This window comes from Streptomyces sp. NPDC029216 (assembly GCF_040648015.1).
Taxonomy (GTDB): Bacteria; Actinomycetota; Actinomycetes; order Streptomycetales; family Streptomycetaceae; genus Streptomyces.
The window spans coordinates 27,997-47,420 of record NZ_JBEZWL010000055.1; the positions used below are offsets into that span (position 1 = coordinate 27,997).

Sequence of the window (19,424 nt, forward strand, 5' to 3'; positions counted from 1 at the left end):
GCGCTCCTCGTCCCCGGCCTCGGCGGAGTCCGCCGAAGCGGAACCCGGCTTGACGGTGCGGAAGACCGCCGTGCGCTCCGACTCCGCCGACGGCTTCGCCGCACGCGGGTCCGCGGCCGGCTTCCCGGCGCCGGGGGCGTCCTCCGGAGCGGGGTCCGAGGTCGCCACGCCGAACGCGGTGGTCCGCGTACCGGCCGACGGCTTGGTGTCCGACGGGCGCTCCTCGTCCGAAGCGGAACCCGGCTTGACGGTACGGAAGACGGCCGTGCGCTCCGACGCGGCCGACGGCTTGCCGGCGGCGGGGGCGTCCTCCGGAGCGGGGTCCGGGGTCACGGCCCCGGAACCGGACGCGGCGGGACGGGTGCCCGGCTTCACGGTGCGGAAGACCGCCGTGCGCTCGGTGTCCCCGGAAGCGGAACGGGGCTTGGAGGCCGGGGGCGCGTCGCGGTCGTCCGTGGACGGGCCCGGCTGCGCGGAACCTGAGCCGGAGTCGGAGCCGGAGTCCGCGTCGGGGGTGTCCGCCGGAGCGGAGTCGCCCCGGGCCGGGTCGGAACCGTTCTCGGAGTCGTTGTCGGAGTCGTTGTCGGAGTCGTCGGAAGCGGAACCCTGGCGGCCCACCCCCGGCTTCGCCTGCGACGGCGCGGGGTCCACCCGTCCGGGGGACGGCTCCGCGGCCGGGGCCACCTCCGCGTCCTCGTCCGGGGCCCCGTCCGAGGCGCCCGCACCGGCCGCCCGGGCCGGCACGGCGTCCTTCAGCGGGACGCGCGGCTGGAACACCGAGAGCCTCGGGTCCTGTTCCCCGGCCCCTGAGGACTTCGCCGCCCCCGACGCTCCTTCACTTACCGACTTGTCGGGGGACTCGCCCGCCACCGTTCCTCCTCGATCGCCGTCCGGCCACTGTCCGAACCGTCTAACAGTGTCCCGTCTCGGGGGCCTCGCCCACGTGCTAGACGAGAACGACATAGCTACTGGTTCCCCCACAAAGCGTCCAGGCGCTCTCGACAGATGAATGTGAGAGGCGTCACCCTGTCACTCATCCACGCGGGGAGGCATGGATGGGCAGGAGCCGCAGAACAATTCCAGAGGAGCTTCTGCTGCTCGCCTTGGACCCGGCCACGGGTACAACGGCGCAGCCGCAGTCGCTCGACCTCGGCCTGGCCGGGGCACAGCTAGTGGAGCTGGCTCTGGCAGGACGGATAGCCCCTGACGGGGATCGTATCGCCGTGGTGATGCCACGGCCGACAGGAGATCCGACTTTGGACTCCGCACTGGAACTGCTGCGCAGGCGCGGCAGCCCGGTACGGGCCGTCCACTGGATCGGCGGACCCCGGCTGGGGCTCCGCCAGATTTACCTCGCCCATCTGGAGCGCTGCGGCATGGTGCATGCCGTCGCGGGACAGATGTGCGGGGTGCTGCCGACGACTCGCTACCAGGCGACCGACACGGCGATCAGCCGGGAGATCCGTGCCCGGCTCGACAGTGCGATCCGCACCGGCGTACCGCCGGACCCGCGGACCGCGGCGCTCGCCGCACTGGCCCACGCGGTCGGACTCGGCAAGCACCTGTACCCCGGCAACGAGGGGCGGTCGTCCAGGTCCCGGCTGCGGGACCTGATCCGGCACGACCCGATGGGCGGTCTCGTGGCGCACGCCGTGATGGACGTCCAGAACGGCGTGGCCGCACAGCCGCGCCGTGACCGCGCTCCGGCTCCGCAGCCGGCCGCCCGGGCCACGGCGAGCAGCGGTGTTCCGCTCCAGCCGCGCCGGACGGGTGCGATGGCCCGCGCGGCCGCGCACTGAGCGACGGCGGGCACGCCGCCCGCACCGGGCAGCACCCGCACACGCACCACCGCACCACCGCACGACCGCACCGCCGCACGACCCGCACACCCCTGGGTCCACCAGCGGGACACCGATCCACCTCCGCACAGCCGGGTATCCCCCCAGACACCCGGTTCGGGAGCCGCCGGCACGCGGGGTGGCAGGGCCGAAGCACCGGCCCCGCCACCCCGCGTGTCCGCTTTTCCGGGCCGTTCCCCAGCGCCGTCACACCCTTCGGTGGCAGTCTGCTGAACATCAGACACGCAGAGAGACAGCGACAGAAGAAGGCGGAGGTGCCGATCCCGTGGCGTCCAATGTCAATCCCACCGTCCGACGCCGCCGACTGGGCATGGAGTTGCGCAAGCTGCGCGAGGACAAGGGCATGACGGCCGAGCAGGTCGCCGAGCGCCTCCTCGTCTCCCAGTCGAAGATCAGCCGGCTGGAGAACGGCCGCCGTTCCATCAGCCAGCGCGACGTCCGCGACCTGTGCGAGGTGTACGAGGTGGAGGACCCCCGGCTGGTGGACTCGCTCATGCAGATGGCCAAGGACTCGCGCCAGCAGGGCTGGTGGCACGCCTTCGGCGACATCCCGTACAGCGTCTACATCGGCCTGGAGACCGACGCGGCCAGCCTGCGCACGTACGAACCCCAGATGGTCCCCGGCCTGCTCCAGACCCCCGAGTACGCCCAGGCCCTGATCCGCGGCGCGCTGCCGGAGACGGCTCCCGCCGACGTGGAGAAGCGCGTCCAGGTCCGGATGCACCGCCAGAAGCGGCTGTCCGAGACGGACAACAACAATCCGGAGGTCGGGCCGCTGCGCCTGTGGGCGGTGATCGACGAGGCGGTGCTGCGCCGGCACGTGGGCGATCCCCAGTTGATGGTCCGGCAGTTGCAGTACTTGATAGAGCAATCGCAGCAGCCGTACATCACCGTGCAGGTGATGCCGTTCACGATGGGTGCCCATCCGGGTGTGAACGGTCAGTACGCGATTCTGGAATTCCCGGACGCCTCGGACTCGACGGTGGTCTACATCGAGGGCGTCACGAGCGATTTGTACCTGGAGAAGGCGAACGACGTTCAGAAATACAGCGTGATGTACGAGCACCTGCGCGCCCAGGCGCTCAATGTGGAACAGACCCGACAGTTCATCTCCGAGATCATCGACGAGTACGCGGTCCTGGCGAAGTAGGGAACCGGCGAGGTGGCAGGGGGTCCGGCACGGTACACCGTCGGTCCCCGGCCACAGAAGGCCTGAATCGAATATGCCACCCGGTCGAGTGAATACCTCCTTCCCTCATCGGAAGGTGCCGGTAGCGTCGATCACGTCGGCCCGGGAAATGGAGCCGGCCTACAGCCGGGAGCTCCCGGAACCACTCTCTGAACCGGAGAAGAACCATGGGCATTCGTCAGGGCGGCACCGAAAACTGGACCAAGTCCTCCTACTCCGGCGGAAACGGCGCCTGCGTCGAGGTCAAGTCCCCCGTCACCGAGGCGATCGCGGTCCGTGACTCCAAGGTGCAGGACGGTCCCTCGATCACCTTCGCCCCCGGCTCCTGGACCTCCTTCGTGACCGATGTCGTCGAGGGTCACCGCGCCTGAACCGCTCGGCGTACCACCCCGACTGGAGCCCTCTCGACCGGCCCGCCGTCCTGGCCGAGGGGGCTCGGCCATGTCCGCGCACGGACGTACGGCCGGCCCTCCCCGCCGGGAGCCCGGAGCCCGGAGTCCGGGATCAGCGCAGCTGGTCCACGTACCGGTCGGTCCCCGGGACCGTCGGGACGAACGGCGCCACCAGCTCCACCCGCCCCAGCCCCGACTCCGCGGCCTCCGCGTCCAGCCCCTGGAAGCGGTCCCAGCAGGTGCGCGGGTCGGCCTCCAGGAACCACAGCAGCGTCAGGCGGCTGTCGACCCCCTCGACCTGCTTGACGTAGGTCATCCGGTCGCCGGGCAGCGGCGTCGGCCGGAAGACGGTGACCATCGCCGCCGGCGATCCGTGCAGCCGGCGCGGCAGGGCCCGGGAGCGCAGCCACTCCAGCAGTTCCGCGCGCCGCCCGGGGCCCTCGGCGTCGACGACCTGGAGGACGAGCCCGGCGTACGGGTGGTCCAGGGCGTGGTAGTCGCGGGGGCCGGCCGCCCCGTCGCGGTAGACGGTGGCCTCGTGGTCCTGGAACGCCGTGAAGACGTGCGTACGGTCCTGGTAGACGCGGCCGTCGCGGTTGAGGCGCTTGTTGATGCCGACGGTCCACTTCATGTGCTCGTCGTAGCGGCCCTCGGTCACCCAGTACGTCGACAGGTAGCAGCCGGCCGTGACCGGCTGGGCGACCGACGACTTCTCCGGGTAGCGCAGCTCCTGGAGTTCGCGGGTGGCCACCCAGCGACGGCCCGCGTACATCCAGGGCATGGCCATGGCGCCCGCGTAGTAGTGGTCGTCCTCGTACCAGCGGTTGTACGCGTACTCGTGGCCCGGGTGCGGCTCGACCATGGTGATCAGCGCATGGCCGGGGCGCACCCCGTACGGGCCGACGGCCGCGAGTTCCGCGTAGTCGCCGGCCCGGGTGTCCTCCGGTCCCCGCTCTTGCTCTTGTCTGGTCGTCATGGCACCGGTTTAGCTGATGCTTCGTCAGTTCGCGAGAGGGCGGGCGCTGTTCACACCTCGAAATGGTAGGTGCCGCCTGCATCTTTCCTGGTTAGGCTGCGGTCACCCGCCCTCCGAAGGAGCCCCCATGCCCCTCGAAAGCCCCGACTCCGCCCCCCTGCCCGCTTTCGCGGCCCGTGCCCGCTCCGTGGGCGGTTCGCCCGTACGGGAGATCCTGGCGCTCACCGAACGCCCCGGGGTGATCTCCTTCGCCGGCGGGCTGCCCGCCCCCGAGCTCTTCGACACGGCCGGGCTCCGCGCCGCCTACGACAGCGCCCTCGCCGGGGCCTCCTCCGCCGCCCGGGCCCTGCAGTACTCCACCACCGAGGGCGCCCCCGAGCTCCGTGAGGCCGTCGCGGCCCGGGCGGGGCGGCGCGGGCTGCCCACCACGGCGGACGACGTGCTCGTCACCACCGGCTCCCAGCAGGCGCTGACCCTGGTCACCGCCACCCTCGTGGAGCCGGGCGACACCGTCCTCGTCGAGAACCCCACCTACCTGGCGGCCCTGCAGTGCTTCGGGATGGCCGGGGCCCGCGTCATACCCGTCCCCTGCGACGAGCAGGGCCTGCTGCCCGACGCCCTGGCCGAGATCGCCGCCCGCGAGCGGCCCAAGCTGCTGTACACCGTGCCCACCTTCCAGAACCCGACCGGCCGCACCCTGCCGGGGGCCCGGCGGGCGGAGGTGGCGCGGGTCGCGGCCCGCCTCGGGCTGTGGCTGGTGGAGGACGACCCGTACGGGGACCTCCGCTACGAGGGCGCCCACGAGCCCTGGCTGGCCGCCCACCCCGGCGCCGAGGACCGCACCGCCCTGATCGGCAGCTTCTCCAAGGTCATGGCCCCCGGGCTGCGCCTGGGCTGGCTGCGCGCCCCGGCGGCGCTGCGCCGGGCGGCGGTGGTCGCGAAGCAGGCGGCCGACCTGCACACCTCGACGGTGGACCAGCTGGCCGCCGCCCACTACCTGCGCGCCCACGACCTCGACGCCCACGTCACCCGGGTCCGCGAGGCCTACCGGTCCCGGCGCGACGCCCTCCTGGCGGGCCTGGGCGGGGCCCTGCCGGCGGGCTCGGAGTGGAACCGCCCCCAGGGCGGCATGTTCGTCTGGGCCCGCCTCCCGGAGGGCTACGACGCGACGGCCCTGCTCAAGTCGGCGGTCGCCCACGACGTGGCGTACGTCCCCGGAGCCCCCTTCTTCACCGGCACCCCGGACCCCCGCACCCTGCGCCTCTCCTTCACCACGCACACCCCGGAGGAGATCGCGGTCGGCCTGGACCGGCTGGGCTCGGCGGTGGAGTCCTACTCGCCGGCGTCCTCGTAGCGGGGCAGCCCGTCGGTGGAGATCGTCCACTGGGCGATGGTCACGTCCTCGCCGTAGAGGAAGTCCCTGCGGGTCGCGTAGCGGGGGCCGTCGGGCGTCTGGTGGATGTCGGACATGACGGCCCCCGTACCGGTGCGGGGGTCGAAGACCGCGTAGACGGGGACGCCGAGGAGCGGGTAGTCGCGCATCTTGCCGACCCAGTCGTTGTCGGGGTTGGACCGGGAGACGACCTCGACGGCGGCGAGGAGGGTGCGGGGGTCGAACGAGCCCTGGATTTCCATGTCGATCTCGGCGATCAGCATGATGTCGGGCAACCGCAGAACCCCCTCGGGCCGATCCTCGACGTCGGGCGCGCCGGAGTGGGCCGCCAGCTCCTCCGGCATGATCCTCTCCAGCCGCTTGCGTACGCGGAGCACGGTGAGCTCGTGTGGGCCGCTGGGCGCCATCATGTCGTGGACGATTCCTTCTCGCGTGATCTCGAACTTGCCGGGCACGGTGTCGTGCAAGGACTCCACGGCGTCGCGCATGGCCTTGTACGGCGCCGGTTCCTGGCGCGCGGCATCGGGGGCGATGGTCATGGCGGTGGCTCCTCGTCTGTGCCCAGGGGGCCGAGTCATCACCTTCATGCTAGGCAGCCTTTCTGTCGTCGGACCGGCAATCGCCGCATAGGCCCGGTGTCGGAGTGCGGAAGGCGCGCTCGCAGCCGTCGCAGCTGCGGAGGGGGTGGATGGCACGGTCCGCGGGCAGTGGACCGGCGGACAGGGGCGGTCCCTTCGGCGCGGGGACCGGGACGGGGTAGGCGGCCTTCAGGCGGTACGCGAGGAGGCCCGCCGGGTTGCGGAGGTCGTCCGGGACGTCGGCGGTGAGGGTGCGGCGCACGGCCTCGGGCGGGGCCGTCTCCAGCCAGCGCACGACGTCGGGGACGAGGCGCTCGACGTCCTTCCGGGAGAGGAGGAGGCGGGGGTCACGGGCCCTGAGGCCGGCCAGGAGACGGGCGGCTTCACGATGGAGGAGGCTCGGAAAGCCCGCCCAGTGCGGCCGGTCTGACGGGGACGGAGGCGGGCCCTCCGCGGCGTCCTGCGGCTGCCCGGACGGATCCCCGCCCGGCGCGGCGGTAGCTCCGGAGGCGGGCGGCTCGGGCTCGGGCTCGGCGGCCTGCCCGGGCTCGGGCTCGGGGCCCGGCTCTGGTGCCGGGTGGGGCTCCGGGTCCGCGTCGGATCCTGGTTCGGGCGCCGGGCCCGGGCCCGGGTCGGGCTCGGGGTCGGGGGCGGGGTCCGGGTCGGGGTCGGGCTCGGGGTCCGGGGGTTGTGGGCGGGTGGGAGGCCGGTCGGGAGTGGTGGCCTGCGGGAGGTTGTACGCGACCGTGCGGGTGACGACCTGGCCGCTGGGCAGGCGGAGGCGGGTGCGGCGCAGGTAGCCGGCCTGTTCCAGTTCCCTCAGGGCGCGCCCGAGGCGGTACTCGCTCTCCGGGAAGCGGTCGGCGAGGGCGCGGATGCCGACCGGGGTGCCCTCGGGGAGCGACTGGATGTGGACCGCCACCCCGATCGCGAGCAGCGACAGGTTCGGGTGCTGGGCGAGCTGGTTGGCAACGACCGTGAAGTCGCGCGTAAGGGCGAGCTTCGCGTGCGTGACGCCGGAAAGGCCACCGGATCGAGCGGTTCGGGCCGGAACACGGCGCGATGCGGGCATACCCGCGTTAGGCTGCTGGAAGCCCATTGGGAAGGTATCGCTTCCTCGTGGATCAGGCCCTCGGCCGGGGTTGGAGCCCTGCCGGGGGCCGTCTCATGTCTGCGGTAGTCGGCGTGAGCATATGCCGCGCAACCACCTCCAAATCCAGCCGAGTTGGCAGAGTTCACCCATCCGAGCGATTCCGGGCGGCGGGGGAGGCTGGAGGGGTTGGTCTGGTTCTTTCTCCCGGTTCTTTGGTCTTTTGACGTGCGGCGCAGCCGTCCGGCGGACGGCCGAGGCGTAGGTTTCCGCGGCCCGGTCCGAACAGGCGGACTAGGCGTAGAGGGCCTCGATTTCGGACGCGTAGCGTTGCGCCACCGCCGGGCGGCGGAGTTTGAGGGTGGGGGTCAGCGTGCCCGTCTCGATCGAGAGTTCCTCGGCCAGGACGTGGAAGGCGCGGATGCGGGCGGGGCGGGAGAGGGTGGCGTTGGCGGTGGCCACGGCGCGTTCGAGGTGGGCTCGGAGTGCCGGGTGGGTGGACGGGGTGGGGCCGAGGTCCAAGGACTCGCGGGCCGCCCAGGCCGCGGTCTCCTCGGCGTCCAGGGCGATCAGGGCCACCGGGTGCGGGCGGCGGTCGCCGATCAGCACCGCCCGGGCGACGAGCGGGGAGGCCTGCTGGACGGCGAACTCCACCTCCGTCGGGGTGATGTTCTTGCCGGCCGAGGTGATGATCAGGTCCTTCTTGCGGCCGGTGATGCTGAGGAAGCCGTCGGCGTCCAGGGCGCCCAGGTCGCCGGTGTGGAGCCAGCCGTCGCCGTCCAGGGCCTCCGCCGTCGCGGCGGGGTTCGCGTGGTATCCGGGGAAGACCATCGGGCCCCGCGCCAGCACCTCCCCGTCCGGGGCGATCCGCACCTCGCACCCCGCGAGGGGGCGGCCCACCGTGCCGTGGCGGACGGCGCCCGGGTGGTTGAGGCTGATCGCCCCGCCGGACTCGGTCATCCCGTAGCCCTCGAACACGCGGATCCCGCAGGCCCGCAGGAAGTCCAGGGTGGCGGGGGCGATGGGGGCGCCGCCGGTCAGGGCCCACCGCAGCCGGCCCCCGAAGGCCTCCCGGACCGGGGCGTAGAGGGAGCGCTCCGCCTCCTCGTACGCCGGCCGGTCCTCGGGCGAGAGCCGGCCCTCCGCGGCCCGTACGCCGAGCCGTACGGCCTCCTCGAAGCGCTCCCGGCCGCCCTCGCGGCCCTCGGCCAGCGCCAGCACCGCCGCGTGGACCTTCTCGAACAGCCGGGGCACGGACGGCAGGTGCGTGGGCCGGGCCTGCGCCAGCTCGGCGACCACGTCCTCGACCCGGCCGCCGAAGTAGCAGAGCTCCCCGCCCTCCAGCAGGGTGGAGAACTGGATGAGCTGCGCCAGCAGATGGGCCAGCGGCAGGTACAGGTACGTGGAGTCCCCCGGCCCGCCCTGGATCAGCGGGAGGGTGGCGTCCTGGACGGCGCCGAGGTTGCCGTGGGTGAGCCGGCACCCCTTCGGCAGGCCGGTCGTGCCCGAGGTGTAGACGATCGCCGCGTCGGCGCCGGGGGTCACCGAGGCGGCCCGCGCGGCCAGTTCGGACTCCGGCGCCTGCGCCCGTGTCCGCTCGTCCATCCGTACGACCGCCCGCAGCGCCGGCAGCTTCGGCCGCAGCGCCTCCACCCGGGCCGCCTGGGCGGCGTCCTCGCAGACGGCCACCACCGCCTCGGAGTCCTCCAGTACCCAGGCCAGCTCCTCCTCCCCCGCCGTCGGGTACACGGGCACCAGCACCGCGCCCGCCGCCAGCACCCCGAAGTGCGTGTACGTCCACTGCGGCCGGGTCTCCGCGAGCACCGCCACCCGCTCCCCGGGCCCGACCCCCAGCCCCAGCAGCCCGCACCCCGCCTCCCGTACGGACGCGGCGAGTTGCGCGTAGGTCCGGGTCTGCCAGCCGCCGTCCGGGCCGCGGAACCTGAGCGCCGTCAGCGGCCCGTACCGTTCCTGCGTCCACTGGGTGAACACCGCCAGGGTGCTCGGCCGACCGTCCATCGCACGCCCTCCCGGGATAGGTGACCCCCGATGGTGGGCACGCGCGGTGCCCGGGCGGCATGACCGGAAGCGTCAGCCCCGCTGACCCCGGAGCTCACGGCGGCTACCGTCGGAGCATGGGGAGGCGGACGGTCAGCGTGCACCACGTGCGCGCCGTGCTCGCGGGGGCGCGGCGCGGCGGGGTCGATCTGGTGCCGCTGCTCCAGGAGGCGCAGATCCCGCCGCTGCTGCTGGGTGACGACCGGGCGCGGGTCACCCCGGCGCAGTTCGCGCGGCTGTTCCGGGCGCTGTACCGGACCACGCGGGACGAGTTCCTGGGGCTGTCGGCCGTGCCCAGCCGGCCGGGGACCTTCGCGATGATGTGCTACGCCTGCTTCGGCTGCCGGGACCTCGGCGCGGCCGTGGAGCGGGCCGCCGCCTTCTACGGGCTGTTCCCGGGCGGGCCGGAGCTGGCGCTGGAAGTGGAGGGCGCCGAGGCGCGGTTCACCGTGCGCGGGGAACTGGGGCGGGACGAGGAGCGGTTCCTGTCCGAGTGCGTGCTGGCGATCTGGCACCGGCTCAGCAGCTGGATGGTGGGCCGCCGCATCCCCCTCACCACGGCCTCCTTCGCCTATCCGGCGCCGCCGCACGAGGGCGAGTACGGCGTCCTGTTCGACTGCCCGGTGCGGTTCGGGGCCGAGCGGACGGCGCCTCGTTCGACGCGCGCTGGCTGACGGCCCCGCTGGTGCGCGACGAGGCCGCGCTGGACGCGATGCTGCGGCGGGCCCCGTTCGACCTGCTGTCGCGCCCCGAGTACGGGACCACGGTGGCGGAGCAGGTGCGCCGGAGCCTGGCCCGGGGGCTGCGCGGGGCGCCGGGGCTGCCGGAGCTGGGGGAGGTCGCGGCGCGGCTGGCGGTCTCCCCGGCGACCCTGCGGCGCCGGCTCCAGCAGGAGGGGACCTCCTTCCAGCGGCTGAAGGACCAGGTCCGGCGGGACGCGGCGATCGCGGGGCTGGCCGAGAGCGGGGAGCCGATCGCGGAACTCGCCGCCCGGCTGGGCTTCTCGGAGGACACCGCCTTCCACCGCGCGTTCCGCCGCTGGACGGGCACGACACCGGGCGCGTACCGGATCGCCTCGGGCGGCTGAGGCGTCGCCCCGGGCGGGCGGCCGGGCGGGTCGGGGTCGGCCGGGCGGGCGGGCGGCCGGGCGGGGTCGCCCGGGCGGGTGGTGTGAGGGGCGGTCAGGAAAGGTGAGCTGCGCGGTCAGCGACATGCCGACCGGTCGGTCACTACCTTCGGCTGACCTACCCCCACACGGACGTTGGGAGATCCGCCCATGCGCCTGCGCAGCACCGCCGTGGCCGCCGTCACCGCTCTGGTCCTCTCCGCCTGGGTGCCGGCCGCCGCCGCCCGGGCCGAGGAGGGTTCCGCCGCCCGGCCCGGCGACATCGTCGACAGCGCCCCCTCCGCCTTCCATCCGCTGCCCGGCCAGCCCACCGGCACCCGGGCCTGGAAGGTCCACTACCGCTCGACCACCGCCGACGGCGCCCCGAACGTGGTCTCGGGGACCGTCATCGTCCCGCAGGACGGCCGCAGCGGCCCGCGCCCCCTGATCACGTACGCCGTAGGGACGGTCGGGCTGGGCGACTCCTGCGCGCCGAGCAACAACCTCCCGTACGGCACCTCCATGGAGGCCAACCTCATCCAGCAGCTGACCCTGCGCGGCTGGGCGGTGGTCGTCACCGACTACGAGGGCCTGGGCACCCCGGGCCTGCACACCTACACGGTCGGCCCCTCGGCGGGCCACGCCGTCCTGGACGCCGCCCGGGCCGCGATCCGGCTGCCGGAGGCGGGGCTCGGGGCGGACACCCCGGTCGGGATCATGGGGTACTCGCAGGGCGGGCAGGCCGGCGGCTGGGCGGCCGAGCTCCAGGGCTCGTACGCGCCGGACCTGAAGGTGAAGGGCACGGCCACGGGCGGGGTCCCGGCCGACCTGATGAAGGTGGCCGCGTTCAACAACGGCTCCTACGGCTCCGGGCTGATCTTCATGGCGGCCGCCGGGCAGGACGCGGCCTTCCCCGAGCTGAAGCTGGACTCCTACCTCAACCCGGCGGGCCGGGCCCTGGTCGACGGGATGAAGGACGGCTGCGTGGCCGTCGACTCGATCGCCGGTTCCTTCAAGCGGATCTCCGACCTGACCACCCGCGACCCGCTCGCGCAGCCGGACTGGCAGGCCCGGCTGGACCAGAGCCGGCTCGGCCGGACGGCGCCGGCGGCGCCGGTGCTCCAGTACCACGCGCTGGGTGACGAGCTCATCCCCTACGCGGTGGGGCGCCAGCTGCGGGCGGACTGGTGCGCGCGGGGCGCGGACGTCCAGTTCGACACGGTCGTGCTCGGCGAGCACGTCAGCGGGGTGATCACCCACTCGCCGGCGGCCGCGGACTGGCTGGCGGACCGCTTCGCGGGCCGGGCCACGCACCCCGACTGCTGAGCGGTGCCGTCGCGCCCGCCCCGCCGGTTCACTCGCCTTCACTCACCGGCGGGGCAGGCGCGCGTTCCGGCGGGGAGCCGGCCGTCGGTCAGGAAGCCGTCCACGTAGCCGCGTACGCAGGCGGAGGAGGGGTAGCCGAGGTGTCCGTCGCCCTTGTAGTCGACGACCACGGCCGAGCCCAGGCGGCGGGCCGTCTCCTCCGTCCACTCGTACGGGGTCGCCGGGTCGCCGCGGGTGCCGACGAGCAGCATGCGGGGGGCGCCGGGGCGGTCGATGCGGCGGATGAAGTCGGTACCGGCGGGCCGGCCGTAGCAGGACAGGACGGTCATCAGCTGGCGCGGCCCGAAGATCTCGGAGGCCGCGCGGAACTCCGCCTCCAGGTCCCCGATCTCCTTCGCGATGGCCGCCGGAGTGGCCTTGTCGTTGCCGCGGTCGGGGTCGTCGGCGCAGTTGACGGCGGTGAGGGCGGCCGTGGCGTTGTCGGCGGGCACCCTGGAGGGGCTCGCGGGGGCCGGTTCGGCGGGTTCGAGGAGCTGTTCCAGGCCGGCCGGGTCCTCGTCCCGTTCCGCCTGGGCGAGGGCGGCGGCCAGGTCGGGCCACAGGGTCGGGGAGTACAGGGCGCTGCCGAGGGCGAGGGCGGCGTCGTCGCCGGTGAAGGGCGTGCCTCCGGTCCCGGTCATGGGGTGCGCGTCGAGGCGTGCGACGAGGGCCTTGACCTTCTCCTTGGCGGTGCGGGTGTTGGTGCCGTAGACGCAGTGCTCCCGGTGGGCGCACCAGACGAGGAAGTTGTCCAGGGCGCGCTGCTGGCCGCGCGCGGAGGCGAGGGCCTGCTCGGTGAGGGGTTCGGTGAGGGTGTCGACCCCGTCGAGGACCATCCGGCCGGTGGTGCGGGGGAAGAGGGCGGCGTACACGGCGCCGAGCCGGGTCCCGTAGGAGAAGCCGAGGTAGTTGAGCTTTTCGTCGCCCAGGGCCCGGCGGATGGTGTCCAGGTCGTAGGCGACGTGGACGGTGCCTATGTACGGGAGGACGCGCCCCGAGTGCCGCTCGCACCGGCGGGCCTCCTCGCGCAGGGCGGCGAGCTGGGTGGCGGCGTCGGCGCCCTCCTCGCCGGCGTCGGCCTCCTGGACGCCGCCGCAGGAGACGGGGTCGCTGAGGCCGACGCCGCGGGGGTCGAAGGCGATGAGGTCGTAGCGTTCGCCGAGCTTGGCGAAGAGGGCCGGGTCGGCGGCGAGGGAGGCGATGCCGGGGGCGCCGGGGCCCCCGTAGTTCAGCAGGAGCGAGCCGAGGCGGCGGCCGCCTCGGCTCGGGGCGCCGGCGGGGATCTTCGCCAGGGCTATCCGGGTGGTGCCCTTGGCGGGGTCGGCGTGGTCGAGGGGGACGGCGAGGGTCGCGCACCGCATCGCGGCGGGCACGGGCTGCTCGGGGCACTCGCCCCACCGGATGTGGGGGGCGGGGGCCGGGGGCGGCGGGGCCGCCGGGCGGGGGGCCGTGGCGTCGGCTCCGGGGCCGGGGGCGGCGGCGGCCAGGGCGACCGCGCAGACGGCGGCCCCGGCGAGGGCCATCCGGCTGCCGAGCCGGGTGCCGAGGAGCCGGGCCCCGAGACGGGCTGCGGCGCCGGTACCCGGGCGGGGGTCACGGGGGCGGGGGTGGGAACGGCGCACTGCACCCTCCTCGGGCGGCCCCCCGAACCGGTCAGCCCACGATAAACGGCCCACGCCACCCCCGCCCGCCGGCCGGGTCCCACCGCTGCGCGGAGCTGTCCCCTACCCGCCCTTCCACCGTTCCTCCCCCAGCTACCGCTGGGAGGTACCCCCAGGGGCTCCGCCCCAGACCCCGTACGTGCGCTGCGCGCCCGTACGCTCAAACGCCGCGCGGGCTGGGATTTCGCTGCGCGAAATCCAGCCGCGGGCGATGCCGCAGGCGACGGACCAGCCGCGCCGAAATCCAGCCCCGCCGGCGTTTGAGGCGCGGGGGTCTGGGGGCGGAGCCCCCCAGGGACGGTAGGGGTCAGGCCTCGCGGGGGGTTCGGTACAGGGCCTCGATCTCGGGCTCGTAGTCCCGCGCGACAGCGCCCCGCTTGAGCTTCAGCGACGGCGTCAGGTGTCCCCGCTCCTGCGTGAACTCCCCCGGCAGCACCCCGAAGCGGCGTATCGACTCGGCCCGGGACACCAGCTTGTTCGCCTCGTCCACCGCCCGCTGGAGCTCCTCCAGCAGCTCCGGGTCCGTGACCAGTTCGCGGATCGGGACGCCCTGCTTCTTGTGCATCTGCCGCCAGTGCGCGAGCCCCTCCGGCTCCAGGGTGACGAGGGCGGCGACGTAGGGCCGGTTGTCGCCGATCACCATGCACTGGCCGACCAGCGGGTGGGCGCGCAGCCAGTCCTCCAGGGGGGCGGGGGCGACGTTCTTGCCGCTGGCGGTGATGATCAGGTCCTTCTTGCGGCCGGTGATGGTGAGGTAGCCGTCGGCGTCGAGTTCGCCGATGTCCCCGGTGGCGAGCCAGCCGCCGGGCGGCTGCGCGGAGACGTTCCAGTACCCGGCGAAGACGTGTCCGCCGCGCAGCAGCACCTCCCCGTCGTCGGCGATGCGCACCGCCGTGCCCGGCAGCGGCCAGCCGACCGTGCCCAGGCGGGGCCGCAGCGGCGGGGTGACGGTCGCGGCGGCCGTCGTCTCGGTGAGCCCGTACCCCTCGAAGACCTCGATGCCCACGCCCGTGTAGAAGGCGGCGAGGCGCCGGCCGAGGGGGGAGCCGCCGCTGAGGATGTAGCGGACGCGGCCGCCGAGCGCGGCGCGGATGCGCCGGTAGACGAGCGGGTCGTACAGGGCGCGGGCGGCCCGCAGCCCCAGGCCGGGCGGGCGGCCCTCGACGGTTTCCCCGATGCGCTGGGCGATCCGGGCGGCCCGGTCGAAGGAGGAGGCGCGGCCCATCCGCTCGGCGGTGGCGCGGGCGGTGTTGTAGACCTTCTCCAGGACGTAGGGGATGGCGAGCAGGAAGGTCGGCTGGAAGCCGGCGAGGTCGGCGAGGAGGTCCTCGGTCTTGATGCTGGGCGCGTGCCCCAGTTTCACCCGGGCCCGCAGGCAGCCGACGGCGACCATCCGCCCGAACACGTGCGACAGCGGCAGGAAGAGCAGGGTGGACGCGGGGTCCTTGCTGACGGACCGGAAGACGGGGTGCAGCAGTTCCACCGCGTTGTCGACCTCGGCGAAGAAGTTGCCGTGGGTCAGCACGCATCCCTTGGGCTGCCCGGTGGTGCCGGAGGTGTAGACGAGGGTGGCGTAGGAGTCGGGTGTACGGGCGGCCCGGCGCGCCTGGACGATCGCGTCGGGGAGGTGCTCTCCGGCTTTGACGAGGCGGCCGATGGCGCCGGTGTCGAACTCCCACAGGTGCGCGAGGCCGGGCAGGTGGGCGCGTTCTGAGCTGATGAGGCGGGCCTGGACGGTGTCCTCGACGGCGCAGGCGACGGCGCCGGAGTCGTGGATGATCCAGCGGGCCTGGAGGGCGGAGGAGGTCGGGTAGATGGGCACGGTGACCAGCCCGGCGGCCCAGCCGGCGAAGTCCAGCAGGGTCCACTCGTAGGTGGTCCGGGCCATGATGGCGAGCCGGTCGCCCTCCGCGAGCCCTTCGGCGATCAGGCCCTTGGCGACGGCGAGCACCTCGGCGGCGAACTCGGCGGCGGTGACGTCCCGCCAGGTCCCGTCGCGGTCCTTGCGGGCGAGTACGGGCTCGCCGGGGGCCTCGCGGGCGTTGAGGAAGGGGAGGTCCCCGAGCGATCCGCCGGCGGGCGCCCCGGCGAGGGCGGGCACGGCCACCTCGCGCACCACCCCGGCGACGATCGTCTTGACGGGCTCGACCAGCTTCGGCTCGGCAGCGTCCACGGCTCGTTCTCCTCGGTCAATCGGGGGTTACCGGCGGTAATCTACGCACGCGCGTCCCCCGCCGAACACCCCTCGGACCAGCCCTCCTCCACAGCTCCACACCCCGCGAACGTTCTCCACCCCTGGCACGCACACCCCGGCCCGCGGCCCCGGCCGTCCGCCCGGCCTCCCGGGACGCCGCCCTCCGCACGCACGGCACCGGCGTGGCGGCCGGGGGGCGGGCATGGCGGAATGACTGCGTCAACGCGGCGGGGAGGGGCAGAATCGCCGGAGGTCCGCAAGGGTCGCCGCCACCTTGAGGAGGAGCCGGTGCCGTCAGAGGAAATCCAGTTGACGCTCACGCCGCAGCAGGCCGCCGCGGGTGCGGTCGTCGACGTCCCGTTGCCGACCGGAACCGCGCGGCTGCGGATACCGCCCGCCCGCAACGGCGACCTCGTCCGGGCCCGCGTCGGCGACGAGGAGCTCCTGCTGCGCATACGCGTGTCCGGCCCCGCGGTGCCGGGCCCGGCCGGTCCCGTCACGGGGCAGCAGCCCACGCCCGCCGGGAAGTCGGGCGCCCTCGGCTGCCTGCTGGCGCTCGGCGTCGCCGCCGCCCTGATCATCGGCATCGCGGTGGCGAGCGGCAGCGACGACGACTCCCGCACCACCTCGTCCGGCAGCACGCCCACGCCGACGTCCCCGACGTCCCCGGAGTACACCCCGTACAGCCCGCCGACGCCGACGTACACCTACAGCCCGACGACCGAGCCCGCCACCGCCCCGACGTACGAGCTCCCGACGCCCACGCAGACCACCGAGGCCCCCCGCCCCTTCGATGAGGGGACCTGCCTCAACGGGCAGCTGCCGGACTCGACGACGGCGACGCGCGTCACCGGCGTGCACGAGGTCTCCTGCCAGGCCGACGACGCGCACTACCGGGTGATCCAGCGCTTCCCCGGAACCTCCGACATGAGCCGCTGCGACCAGAACTCCGATACGGAGTACGGGTTCTCGTACCGCTACACCATCAACGGCAGCGTCATCAACGAGTACGTCTACTGTCTGGTCGGCCTCGGCTCGTACGCGCGGAACTAGCGGAATTAATCGCCCTTCGCGGCGGCGGTGAGGGAGTTCAGCAGGGCGGCGCCGCGGCCGGCGTCGTCCACGCTGACCGCGAAGTCCCGCCCCTTGGACCGTATGACCAGGCAGTCGCCGCCGCGCAGCATCACCGTCGTGCCCAGCCCGTTGACCCGGTAGCCCCAGCCGCCGGCCCGGGCCGGCGTACGGTCCTCCACGCGGGCCGACTCGATGTCCTCGGCGGCCCAGCGCCGCACCGGGTACCCGAACGGGCCGAAGGCGACCTCCAGTCCGCGTTCCGTCACCCGCGCCCGCACGGAGGAGCAGACCAGCACCACCGCCGCGGTCAGCCCCAGGGTCGCGACCGTCACCCACGGCGCCCCCAGCAGCCCCGCCAGGCCGGCGAGCCCGCCGCCCAGCGCGGCCAGCGCGATGACCCCGGCCAGCAGCCGCAGCCACGGGTTGACGGTGCCCGACAGCCAGACGAGCCGTTCCCCGTCCGGGAGTTCCATCCGCGGCCCCTCCGCCGCGACGGGCGCCGCCACGGCCCCCCGCCGCCCGAGGGCCGCCGCACCGGCGCCTGCCAGCACGGCCACGACGACCGTCGCCGCCACGCCCCACCCCGTGACGGAGCCGGCGTCCCGCCAGTCCTCGCGGTCCAGGTTGGCCCGTACGATCGACGCCTGCGCCCCCGCGAGCATCACCCCGCCGAAGGCGAGCACGGCCCCGCCCCACGCGCGCACGGGCCCGCGCCGGACCCCGAAGGCCACGCCCGCCACCAGGACCACCCACACCAGCGCCGGGAACGCCACGGCCGCCCACAACCCCATCGACCCGTCGGGCGCCGCCGAGCCACCGCTCCAGTGCGTGGCCACCGGATCCGGCAGCCGCCCGGCCGCGGCGAGCGGCAGCCCCACCAGCAGGGCCAGCACCCCGGCCCCCCACGCGGCGATTCCCCACACCGCACGACCCTTCACGGCATCCCCCTGATCATCTCGATGAGTTCGGCCTTGCCGTACCCCAGTCGCGCCCCGTCGGCCACCAGGGCGCGCAGGCGCTCCAGCAGCTCGGAGCGCCCGTCCGCACCGCCGGCCACGGTCACCCCGCGGCCGCGCCGGAACTCCAGCAACCCCTCGTCGCGCAGGGCCCGCAGGGCGCGCAGCACGGTGTTGGCGTTGACCCCCAGCGCCTGCGCGAGGTCGCGCGCGGGCGGGATCCGGTCGCCGGGGGCGCATTCGCCCTCGGCGATGGCACGTCGGACGGCACCGGCCACCTGCTCGTGCAGGGGGCGGGTGTCGGCGGTGTTCAGCCTCAGCAACATGGTGCCAATGACGCTAGCACCATTACCTCGATGGAGCCACCTGTGGCCGTGGCGGATCCCCTCCCGCGGGCGTGCCGGTGTTGCACAATGACCCCTGTCGCGACGCCGGTTGACGCGGCCCAGGGGGCGACAGGGGGAGCGATGCGGGCGGGAGAGCACCTGGCCGGGCGGTACCGGATCGACGCCCGGCTCGGGCAGGGCGGGATCGGGGAGGTCTGGCGGGCCCACGACGAGGAGCTCGGGCGGCCGGTCGCCGTCAAGGTGCTGCTCGAATTCGACGCCTCCGAGGAACTGCTGCGCCGGTTCCGGCGCGAAGCTGCCATCGGGGCACGGCTCCAGCACCCCGGGATCACCGTCGTCCACGACACCGGACGGCACGAGAACCGGCTGTTCATCGTGATGGAGCTGCTGGAGGGCGAGGACCTCGCCCACCGGCTGGCCGCGCACCCCGGCGGCGGGCTGCCGCTGCCCGAGGTGCTGGACCTCGGGCTCCAGACGGCGGAGGCCCTGGCGGCGGCGCACGCGCGGGAGGTGGTGCACCGGGACCTGAAGCCCGCGAACCTCTTCCTGCTCACCGACGGCCGCCTGAAGATCTGCGACTTCGGCATCGCCCGCACCGCCGACGCCACGGCGTCGCTGACCGCCACCGGCCGGGTGTTCGGCACGCCCGCCTACATGGCGCCGGAGCAGTGGCGCGGCGAGCACGTCGACGCCGCCTGCGACGTGTACGCCCTGGGGTGCGTGCTGCACGCCCTGCTGACCGGCGGGCCGCCGTTCGCCCTCACCGAGACGCCGTGGGTGCTGATGCGCCGCCACCTGGACGAGACCCCGCCCCCACTGGACACCGTACGGGCGGACACACCGGCCCCGCTGGTGGCCCTGGTCGCCGACCTGCTGTCCAAGAACCCGACGGCCCGACCGGACAGCCGGGCCGTCGCGGAGCACCTGAGGGCCCTGCTGCACCCCGCCGTACCGCCGGCCCCGACCCTGACCGGCCCGACGGCGGCCCATCCGACGCCTGCCGATGTGACGCCGGCCCCTCCGCCGCAGGCCCGGTCGAGGCCTGCCGAGGCGACACCTGCCGGTTCGGCGCCGGCCGGCCGGGCGCCGGCCGACCCCGTGCCCGCGACGCGGCCCGTCGAGCCGTCGGCATGACCAGAGCCAGCGGTTCCTCCTTGCCGACGACGGCCGTGCGGATCTCGTCGAGC

General features: G+C 74.3%; 17 protein-coding genes and 1 pseudogene. 9 read left to right on the forward strand and 9 right to left on the reverse strand.

What is annotated here, in order from left to right; genetic code table 11:
- Positions 1-870: pseudogene (locus AB0F18_RS20680) on the reverse strand (hypothetical protein); the annotation flags it as partial.
- A gap of 185 nt (positions 871-1,055) precedes the next feature.
- On the opposite strand from AB0F18_RS20680, the gene AB0F18_RS20685 reads away from it, so the two are divergent.
- The 3 genes from AB0F18_RS20685 (at position 1,056) to AB0F18_RS20695 (ending at position 3,419) form a co-directional block, all read left to right on the forward strand.
- The gene (locus AB0F18_RS20685) at positions 1,056-1,799 is read left to right on the forward strand and encodes a GPP34 family phosphoprotein (protein WP_362062714.1); all 744 of its coding nucleotides are present in this window, start codon (positions 1,056-1,058) and stop codon (positions 1,797-1,799) included.
- A gap of 325 nt (positions 1,800-2,124) precedes the next feature.
- Positions 2,125-3,009 carry a helix-turn-helix transcriptional regulator gene (locus AB0F18_RS20690; RefSeq protein ID WP_362062716.1) on the forward strand — a complete coding sequence of 295 codons (885 nt, stop codon included), beginning with the start codon at positions 2,125-2,127 and terminating at the stop codon, positions 3,007-3,009.
- Positions 3,010-3,215: 206 nt separating this feature from the next.
- Entirely contained in the window at positions 3,216-3,419 is a 204-nt protein-coding gene (locus AB0F18_RS20695) for a DUF397 domain-containing protein (RefSeq protein WP_362062718.1), read from the forward strand.
- 133 nt (positions 3,420-3,552) lie between these two features.
- Here AB0F18_RS20695 and AB0F18_RS20700 read toward each other — a convergent pair whose 3' ends face one another.
- Positions 3,553-4,416, reverse strand: coding sequence for a hypothetical protein (locus tag AB0F18_RS20700; RefSeq protein WP_362062720.1), 864 nt, complete (start codon positions 4,414-4,416; stop codon positions 3,553-3,555).
- A 127-nt stretch (positions 4,417-4,543) separates the two neighbouring features.
- On the opposite strand from AB0F18_RS20700, the gene AB0F18_RS20705 reads away from it, so the two are divergent.
- The gene (locus AB0F18_RS20705) at positions 4,544-5,770 is read left to right on the forward strand and encodes a PLP-dependent aminotransferase family protein (RefSeq protein ID WP_362062722.1); all 1,227 of its coding nucleotides are present in this window, start codon (positions 4,544-4,546) and stop codon (positions 5,768-5,770) included.
- Here the strand turns inward: AB0F18_RS20705 and AB0F18_RS20710 are convergent.
- The 3 genes from AB0F18_RS20710 to AB0F18_RS20720 form a co-directional block, all read right to left on the reverse strand.
- Entirely contained in the window at positions 5,749-6,348 is a 600-nt protein-coding gene (locus AB0F18_RS20710; protein ID WP_362062724.1) for a Uma2 family endonuclease, read from the reverse strand. The two genes, AB0F18_RS20705 and AB0F18_RS20710, sit on opposite strands and share 22 nt — an antisense overlap.
- Before the next feature lie 49 nt (positions 6,349-6,397).
- On the reverse strand, positions 6,398-7,459 hold the full coding sequence (locus AB0F18_RS20715; RefSeq protein WP_362062726.1) for a helix-turn-helix domain-containing protein: 1,062 nt from the start codon (positions 7,457-7,459) through the stop codon (positions 6,398-6,400).
- Positions 7,460-7,771: 312 nt separating this feature from the next.
- Complete coding sequence (locus tag AB0F18_RS20720; RefSeq protein WP_362062728.1) at positions 7,772-9,496, reverse strand: long-chain fatty acid--CoA ligase; 1,725 nt, start codon at positions 9,494-9,496, stop codon at positions 7,772-7,774.
- Positions 9,497-9,612: 116 nt separating this feature from the next.
- Between AB0F18_RS20720 and AB0F18_RS20725 the strand changes: the two genes are divergently transcribed.
- The 3 genes from AB0F18_RS20725 to AB0F18_RS20735 all read left to right on the forward strand — a co-directional run bounded on the left by AB0F18_RS20725 (position 9,613) and on the right by AB0F18_RS20735 (position 11,966).
- Complete coding sequence (locus AB0F18_RS20725) at positions 9,613-10,209, forward strand: AraC family transcriptional regulator (RefSeq protein WP_362062730.1); 597 nt, start codon at positions 9,613-9,615, stop codon at positions 10,207-10,209.
- Positions 10,210-10,220: 11 nt separating this feature from the next.
- Positions 10,221-10,622, forward strand: coding sequence for a helix-turn-helix transcriptional regulator (locus AB0F18_RS20730; RefSeq protein ID WP_362062732.1), 402 nt, complete (start codon positions 10,221-10,223; stop codon positions 10,620-10,622).
- Between the two features lie 189 nt (positions 10,623-10,811).
- Complete coding sequence (locus tag AB0F18_RS20735; RefSeq protein ID WP_362062734.1) at positions 10,812-11,966, forward strand: lipase family protein; 1,155 nt, start codon at positions 10,812-10,814, stop codon at positions 11,964-11,966.
- Positions 11,967-12,004: 38 nt separating this feature from the next.
- Here the strand turns inward: AB0F18_RS20735 and AB0F18_RS20740 are convergent, their stop codons facing one another.
- Both AB0F18_RS20740 and AB0F18_RS20745 read right to left on the reverse strand, forming a co-directional pair.
- The gene (locus tag AB0F18_RS20740; protein ID WP_362062736.1) at positions 12,005-13,627 is read right to left on the reverse strand and encodes an alpha/beta hydrolase; all 1,623 of its coding nucleotides are present in this window, start codon (positions 13,625-13,627) and stop codon (positions 12,005-12,007) included.
- A gap of 346 nt (positions 13,628-13,973) precedes the next feature.
- On the reverse strand, positions 13,974-15,839 hold the full coding sequence (locus tag AB0F18_RS20745) for a long-chain fatty acid--CoA ligase (protein ID WP_362062738.1): 1,866 nt from the start codon (positions 15,837-15,839) through the stop codon (positions 13,974-13,976).
- A 309-nt stretch (positions 15,840-16,148) separates the two neighbouring features.
- On the opposite strand from AB0F18_RS20745, the gene AB0F18_RS20750 reads away from it, so the two are divergent.
- Positions 16,149-16,913, forward strand: a complete 765-nt coding sequence (locus AB0F18_RS20750; protein ID WP_362062740.1) for a hypothetical protein — start codon at positions 16,149-16,151, stop codon at positions 16,911-16,913.
- Between the two features lie 5 nt (positions 16,914-16,918).
- Here AB0F18_RS20750 and AB0F18_RS20755 read toward each other — a convergent pair whose 3' ends face one another.
- Positions 16,919-17,872: a DUF1648 domain-containing protein gene (locus tag AB0F18_RS20755; protein WP_362062742.1), complete on the reverse strand. Its 954-nt coding sequence runs from the start codon at positions 17,870-17,872 to the stop codon at positions 16,919-16,921.
- Positions 17,869-18,216, reverse strand: coding sequence for a GntR family transcriptional regulator (locus tag AB0F18_RS20760; protein WP_362062744.1), 348 nt, complete (start codon positions 18,214-18,216; stop codon positions 17,869-17,871). The genes AB0F18_RS20755 and AB0F18_RS20760 overlap by 4 nt, the downstream gene beginning before the upstream one ends.
- Positions 18,217-18,357: 141 nt before the next feature.
- On the opposite strand from AB0F18_RS20760, the gene AB0F18_RS20765 reads away from it, so the two are divergent.
- Positions 18,358-19,371: a protein kinase gene (locus AB0F18_RS20765; protein ID WP_362062746.1), complete on the forward strand. Its 1,014-nt coding sequence runs from the start codon at positions 18,358-18,360 to the stop codon at positions 19,369-19,371.
- The last annotated feature ends 53 nt before the right edge of the window (positions 19,372-19,424 follow it).

Coding starts and splice junctions, on each gene's coding strand:
- AB0F18_RS20765 (WP_362062746.1), top strand. CDS start 18,358: ATGCGGGCGGGAGAGCACCTGGCCGGGCGGTACCGGATCGACGCCCGG.
- AB0F18_RS20725 (WP_362062730.1), top strand. CDS start 9,613: ATGGGGAGGCGGACGGTCAGCGTGCACCACGTGCGCGCCGTGCTCGCG.
- AB0F18_RS20695 (WP_362062718.1), top strand. CDS start 3,216: ATGGGCATTCGTCAGGGCGGCACCGAAAACTGGACCAAGTCCTCCTAC.
- AB0F18_RS20700 (WP_362062720.1), bottom strand. CDS start 4,416: ATGACGACCAGACAAGAGCAAGAGCGGGGACCGGAGGACACCCGGGCC.
- AB0F18_RS20705 (WP_362062722.1), top strand. CDS start 4,544: ATGCCCCTCGAAAGCCCCGACTCCGCCCCCCTGCCCGCTTTCGCGGCC.
- AB0F18_RS20685 (WP_362062714.1), top strand. CDS start 1,056: ATGGGCAGGAGCCGCAGAACAATTCCAGAGGAGCTTCTGCTGCTCGCC.
- AB0F18_RS20710 (WP_362062724.1), bottom strand. CDS start 6,348: ATGACCATCGCCCCCGATGCCGCGCGCCAGGAACCGGCGCCGTACAAG.
- AB0F18_RS20720 (WP_362062728.1), bottom strand. CDS start 9,496: ATGGACGGTCGGCCGAGCACCCTGGCGGTGTTCACCCAGTGGACGCAG.
- AB0F18_RS20735 (WP_362062734.1), top strand. CDS start 10,812: ATGCGCCTGCGCAGCACCGCCGTGGCCGCCGTCACCGCTCTGGTCCTC.
- AB0F18_RS20715 (WP_362062726.1), bottom strand. CDS start 7,459: ATGCCCGCATCGCGCCGTGTTCCGGCCCGAACCGCTCGATCCGGTGGC.
- AB0F18_RS20760 (WP_362062744.1), bottom strand. CDS start 18,216: ATGTTGCTGAGGCTGAACACCGCCGACACCCGCCCCCTGCACGAGCAG.